This window comes from Hydrogenophaga crassostreae, from assembly GCF_001761385.1.
GTDB classification, from domain to species: Bacteria; Pseudomonadota; Gammaproteobacteria; order Burkholderiales; family Burkholderiaceae_C; genus Hydrogenophaga; species Hydrogenophaga crassostreae.
Genome location: NZ_CP017476.1, coordinates 538,124 through 545,000 on the forward strand (window position 1 = coordinate 538,124; position 6,877 = coordinate 545,000).

At 49.7% G+C, this 6,877-nt stretch carries 2 tRNA genes and 4 rRNA genes (1 of these 6 only partly in view); all 6 read left to right on the top strand.

The features are described 5' to 3' along the window. Positions 1-560: 560 nt before the first annotated feature. Positions 561-2,093, top strand: a 16S ribosomal RNA gene (locus LPB072_RS02620). A 177-nt stretch (positions 2,094-2,270) separates the two neighbouring features. Beyond that, a tRNA-Ile gene (locus LPB072_RS02625) sits at positions 2,271-2,347 on the top strand. 25 nt (positions 2,348-2,372) lie between these two features. Then, positions 2,373-2,448: transfer RNA gene (locus LPB072_RS02630), tRNA-Ala, on the top strand. A 361-nt stretch (positions 2,449-2,809) separates the two neighbouring features. Then, positions 2,810-5,688 (top strand): 23S ribosomal RNA (locus tag LPB072_RS02635). A gap of 158 nt (positions 5,689-5,846) precedes the next feature. Beyond that, positions 5,847-5,959, top strand: a 5S ribosomal RNA gene (rrf, locus tag LPB072_RS02640). Positions 5,960-6,548: 589 nt separating this feature from the next. Continuing rightward, positions 6,549-6,877, top strand: a 16S ribosomal RNA gene (locus LPB072_RS02645) (it continues 1,204 nt past the right edge of the window). The 16S, 23S and 5S rRNA genes sit together here with 2 tRNA genes alongside, the layout of an rRNA operon.

The window sequence follows — 6,877 nt, forward strand, 5'->3', positions numbered from 1 at the left end:
GAAGCGCGATCAACCTTTTCCATGACCCGCAGAAGTCGGATCCACCAATCAGCGAAAATAATTTGAAGTGCTTTGACAAACTCAAATTTTCCGATGTATACTGCAAGGCTTCGCTGCTCACAACAGCCCGCCGCAAGGTGGGGAGTCCAGGTAGCGAAGAGGTTGGATGAAGTCAGAAAATATTTCTGAATTTTTTCGAAACCGGTCTTGAAAGCGGTATATAATGGAGAGCTTCGCTGCTCACCAGCCCTCTGAAAAGAGGGTGTCGTGGCAAAGAAGGTGGTCAGAAGAAAATCAGTAAAAACCCTGAAATAATTTGACCAGACACTGAAAACTGTGTCATAATACAAGGCTCAGCTGATCGCAGCTAAGCAAGCAAAGAAGGTAGCCAAGTGCTGCTGGATTTGATGGATCATTAAAAATACACAGCCGATAAGCGTGGGCGTTTGAAGGAGATTGCGAAACGAACTCGAAAGAGTTCAAGTCGCAAGACTTTAAACGCTCATGAGAATAGAAGTGAAGTTCACTTCAATTCCGTTTTTATGAGTAAATTCAAGATCGAACTAAAGAGTTTGATCCTGGCTCAGATTGAACGCTGGCGGCATGCTTTACACATGCAAGTCGAACGGTAACAGGTCTTCGGATGCTGACGAGTGGCGAACGGGTGAGTAATGCATCGGAACGTGCCCAGTCGTGGGGGATAACGCAGCGAAAGCTGCGCTAATACCGCATACGATCTATGGATGAAAGCGGGGGACCGTAAGGCCTCGCGCGATTGGAGCGGCCGATGTCAGATTAGGTAGTTGGTGGGGTAAAGGCTCACCAAGCCAACGATCTGTAGCTGGTCTGAGAGGACGACCAGCCACACTGGAACTGAGACACGGTCCAGACTCCTACGGGAGGCAGCAGTGGGGAATTTTGGACAATGGGCGCAAGCCTGATCCAGCAATGCCGCGTGCAGGAAGAAGGCCTTCGGGTTGTAAACTGCTTTTGTACGGAACGAAACGGTCTGGATTAATACTCTGGGCTAATGACGGTACCGTAAGAATAAGCACCGGCTAACTACGTGCCAGCAGCCGCGGTAATACGTAGGGTGCAAGCGTTAATCGGAATTACTGGGCGTAAAGCGTGCGCAGGCGGTTATATAAGACAGATGTGAAATCCCCGGGCTCAACCTGGGAATTGCATTTGTGACTGTATAGCTAGAGTACGGTAGAGGGGGATGGAATTCCGCGTGTAGCAGTGAAATGCGTAGATATGCGGAGGAACACCGATGGCGAAGGCAATCCCCTGGACCTGTACTGACGCTCATGCACGAAAGCGTGGGGAGCAAACAGGATTAGATACCCTGGTAGTCCACGCCCTAAACGATGTCAACTGGTTGTTGGGTCTCTTCTGACTCAGTAACGAAGCTAACGCGTGAAGTTGACCGCCTGGGGAGTACGGCCGCAAGGTTGAAACTCAAAGGAATTGACGGGGACCCGCACAAGCGGTGGATGATGTGGTTTAATTCGATGCAACGCGAAAAACCTTACCCACCTTTGACATGTATGGAAGTTTCCAGAGATGGATTCGTGCTCGAAAGAGAGCCATAACACAGGTGCTGCATGGCTGTCGTCAGCTCGTGTCGTGAGATGTTGGGTTAAGTCCCGCAACGAGCGCAACCCTTGTCATTAGTTGCTACATTTAGTTGGGCACTCTAATGAGACTGCCGGTGACAAGCCGGAGGAAGGTGGGGATGACGTCAAGTCCTCATGGCCCTTATAGGTGGGGCTACACACGTCATACAATGGCCGGTACAAAGGGTCGCAAACCCGCGAGGGGGAGCTAATCCATCAAAGCCGGTCGTAGTCCGGATCGCAGTCTGCAACTCGACTGCGTGAAGTCGGAATCGCTAGTAATCGTGGATCAGCATGTCACGGTGAATACGTTCCCGGGTCTTGTACACACCGCCCGTCACACCATGGGAGCGGGTCTCGCCAGAAGTAGTTAGCCTAACCGCAAGGAGGGCGATTACCACGGCGGGGTTCGTGACTGGGGTGAAGTCGTAACAAGGTAGCCGTATCGGAAGGTGCGGCTGGATCACCTCCTTTCTGGAAAAATCCACACCAGCCAATTGAATGCTGATCTTGCTTGCAGGGTTGAGCGCAAGAAGCGGCAGTGGATCAAGCAATCAAGCTCAAACGCTCACACTTATCGGTTGTTCAAAAGATGTCATTGACGGTCTGGCCATCACATTTTGTGTAGCCAGATTGGTCACTGTCCGGCCTGGGTCTGTAGCTCAGTTGGTTAGAGCACTGTGTTGATAACGCAGGGGTCGTTGGTTCGAACCCAACCAGACCCACCAGTGCTCATCTTTTGTCGACGAAGATGGGGGATTAGCTCAGCTGGGAGAGCACCTGCTTTGCAAGCAGGGGGTCGTCGGTTCGATCCCGTCATCCTCCACCAATCTTTTGAGTAGCCTGCCTTCGGGTGGAATTCAACATCAAAGTATTCTCGATAGAGAGTATTTTGATGTTGATCGGTATCTATCGATCAATAAGCGATCTTCGGATTGCAACGGCTGTTCTTTAAAAATTCATAGAGTCTAATCAGAGTTGCTGATGGAAAGCGTACATTCGTAAAGGTTTAGTACGCACCGTGCCATCAGCAACGTAATTTTTGATTGCGTCAACGAATATTCAATTTAGTCATAAGATATAAATTGAAACGGCATAACGCGTCAGGTGAAAGACCTGACAAGACATTTACTTGATGTAGCGATGTGTTTTACCTGGTTGAACGACTGGGTAAGACGTCAAAGTTATAGGGTCAAGTGAATAAGAGCATGTGGTGGATGCCTTGGCGATGATAGGCGACGAAGGACGTGATAGCCTGCGATAAGCTTCGGGGAGCTGGCAAATAAGCTTTGATCCGGAGATTTCCGAATGGGGAAACCCACCTAGCAGTAGGTATCGCATGATGAATACATAGTCATGCGAGGCGAACCGGGTGAACTGAAACATCTCAGTAGCTCGAGGAAAAGACATCAACCGAGATTCCGAAAGTAGTGGCGAGCGAAATTGGAAGAGCCTGTTAGTGATAGCACAAGACTTAACGGAACGTTCTGGAAAGGACGGCCATAGTGGGTGATAGCCCCGTACGTGAAAAGACCTGTGTGGTACTAAGCTAACGACAAGTAGGGCGGGACACGAGAAATCCTGTCTGAATATGGGGGGACCATCCTCCAAGGCTAAATACTCATCATCGACCGATAGTGAACAAGTACCGTGAGGGAAAGGCGAAAAGAACCCCGGGAGGGGAGTGAAATAGATCCTGAAACCGCATGCTTACAAAAAGTAGGAGCCTCGTAAGGGGTGACTGCGTACCTTTTGTATAATGGGTCAGCGACTTACATTCAGTGGCAAGGTTAACCGAATAGGGAAGCCGTAGAGAAATCGAGTCCGAATAGGGCGAATCAGTCGCTGGGTGTAGACCCGAAACCAAGTGATCTATCCATGGCCAGGATGAAGGTGCTGTAACAGGTACTGGAGGTCCGAACCGACTAATGTTGCAAAATTAGCGGATGAGCTGTGGATAGGGGTGAAAGGCTAAACAAACTTGGAAATAGCTGGTTCTCTCCGAAAACTATTTAGGTAGTGCCTCAAGTATTACCGTCGGGGGTAGAGCACTGTTTTGGCTAGGGGGTCATGGCGACTTACCAAACCAAGGCAAACTCCGAATACCGACGAGTACAGCTTGGGAGACAGAGCACCGGGTGCTAACGTCCGGACTCAAGAGGGAAACAACCCAGACCGCCAGCTAAGGTCCCTAAAATTGGCTAAGTGGGAAACGAAGTGGGAAGGCTAAAACAGTCAGGATGTTGGCTTAGAAGCAGCCATCATTTAAAGAAAGCGTAATAGCTCACTGATCGAGTCGTCCTGCGCGGAAGATGTAACGGGGCTAAGCCAGTTACCGAAGCTGCGGATTTGCAATTTATTGCAAGTGGTAGGAGAGCGTTCTGTAAGCCTGTGAAGGTGTCTTGTAAAGGATGCTGGAGGTATCAGAAGTGCGAATGCTGACATGAGTAGCGTTAAAGGGGGTGAAAAGCCCCCTCGCCGTAAGCGCAAGGTTTCCTACGCAACGTTCATCGGCGTAGGGTGAGTCGGCCCCTAAGGTGAGGCAGAGATGCGTAACTGATGGGAAACAGGTCAATATTCCTGTACCGATTACAAGTGCGATGTGGGGACGGATCTTAATAGGTTATCCGGCTGTTGGAAGTGCCGGTTTAGATAGATGTAGGCGACACGTAGGCAAATCCGCGTGTCATATACCGAGGCTATCGATCGAGTGAGCTTGCTCACGAAGTAACTGAACGAGGTCCCAGGAAAAGCCACTAAGCTTCAGCTTGTAATTGACCGTACCGCAAACCGACACTGGTGCGCGAGATGAGTATTCTAAGGCGCTTGAGAGAACTCTGGAGAAGGAACTCGGCAAATTGACACCGTAACTTCGGAAGAAGGTGTGCCCCGGTAGCGTGATGAGAACATCTGAGCGCGAAAGGGTTGCAAAAAATTGGTGGCTGCGACTGTTTATTAAAAACACAGCACTCTGCAAACACGAAAGTGGACGTATAGGGTGTGACGCCTGCCCGGTGCTGGAAGATTAATTGATGGGGTGCAAGCTCTTGATCGAAGTCCCAGTAAACGGCGGCCGTAACTATAACGGTCCTAAGGTAGCGAAATTCCTTGTCGGGTAAGTTCCGACCTGCACGAATGGCGTAACGATGGCCACACTGTCTCCTCCAGAGACTCAGCGAAGTTGAAATGTTTGTGATGATGCAATCTCCCCGCGGAAAGACGGAAAGACCCCATGAACCTTTACTGTAGCTTTGTATTGAATTTTGAACAGATCTGTGTAGGATAGGTGGGAGGCTTTGAAGCAGGGTCGCTAGATCTTGTGGAGCCAACGTTGAAATACCACCCTGGTGTGTTTGAGGTTCTAACCTAGGTCCATTATCTGGATCGGGGACAGTGCATGGTAGGCAGTTTGACTGGGGCGGTCTCCTCCCAAAGTGTAACGGAGGAGTTCGAAGGTACGTTAGTTACGGTCGGACATCGTGATGATAGTGCAATGGCATAAACGTGCTTAACTGCGAGACTGACAAGTCGAGCAGATGCGAAAGCAGGACATAGTGATCCGGTGGTTCTGTATGGAAGGGCCATCGCTCAACGGATAAAAGGTACTCTGGGGATAACAGGCTGATACCGCCCAAGAGTTCATATCGACGGCGGTGTTTGGCACCTCGATGTCGGCTCATCTCATCCTGGGGCTGTAGCCGGTCCCAAGGGTATGGCTGTTCGCCATTTAAAGAGGTACGTGAGCTGGGTTTAAAACGTCGTGAGACAGTTTGGTCCCTATCTTCCGTGGGCGCTGCAGATTTGAAGAAGCCTGCTCCTAGTACGAGAGGACCGGAGTGGACGCACCTCTGGTGTATCGGTTGTCACGCCAGTGGCATTGCCGAGTAGCTAAGTGCGGAAGAGATAACCGCTGAAAGCATCTAAGCGGGAAACTCGTTCTAAGATGAGATCTGCCGGGGCCTTGAGCCCCCTGAAGAGTCGTTCTAGACCAGGACGTTGATAGGTCAGGTGTGGAAGCGCAGTAATGTGTTAAGCTAACTGATACTAATTGCTCGTGAGGCTTGACCCTATAACTTTGATGTTCATTCATCCAAGTTAGAAATGTCTGTTATGCCGAAAGCAGTTCAAAATGAACTGCGTATCGTTGGCAGCAATTAAAAATTATCTGATTAGATACTCTATGAATTCGTTTGGCTTGTGCATTCACAAGTCGAACAACAAGTTATGCCTGACGACCATAGCAAAGTGGTACCACTCCTTCCCATCCCGAACAGGACAGTGAAACGCTTTTGCGCCGATGATAGTGCGGATTCCCGTGTGAAAGTAGGTCATCGTCAGGCTCTTACAGCCCCCAACACCCCCTCGGTCTATGACCTTGGGGGTCTTGGCGTTATATAAGTGTGAAGGTCACCAAGTGACATTCACATAAACTTGCAGAAGGTTTGAAAACTCAAATTTTCCGATGTATACTGCAAGGCTTCGCTGCTCACAACAGCCCGCCGCAAGGTGGGGAGTCCAGGTAGCGAAGAGGTTGGATGAAGTCAGAAAATATTTCTGAATTTTTTCGAAACCGGTCTTGAAAGCGGTATATAATGGAGAGCTTCGCTGCTCACCAGCCCTCTGAAAAGAGGGTGTCGTGGCAAAGAAGGTGGTCAGAAGAAAATCAGTAAAAACCCTGAAATAATTTGACCAGACACTGAAAACTGTGTCATAATACAAGGCTCAGCTGATCGCAGCTAAGCAAGCAAAGAAGGTAGCCAAGTGCTGCTGGATTTGATGGATCATTAAAAATACACAGCCGATAAGCGTGGGCGTTTGAAGGAGATTGCGAAACGAACTCGAAAGAGTTCAAGTCGCAAGACTTTAAACGCTCATGAGAATAGAAGTGAAGTTCACTTCAATTCCGTTTTTATGAGTAAATTCAAGATCGAACTAAAGAGTTTGATCCTGGCTCAGATTGAACGCTGGCGGCATGCTTTACACATGCAAGTCGAACGGTAACAGGTCTTCGGATGCTGACGAGTGGCGAACGGGTGAGTAATGCATCGGAACGTGCCCAGTCGTGGGGGATAACGCAGCGAAAGCTGCGCTAATACCGCATACGATCTATGGATGAAAGCGGGGGACCGTAAGGCCTCGCGCGATTGGAGCGGCCGATGTCAGATTAGGTAGTTGGTGGGGTAAAGGCTCACCAAGCCAACGATCTGTAGCTGGTCTGAGAGGACGACCAGCCACACTGGAACTGAGACACGGTCCAG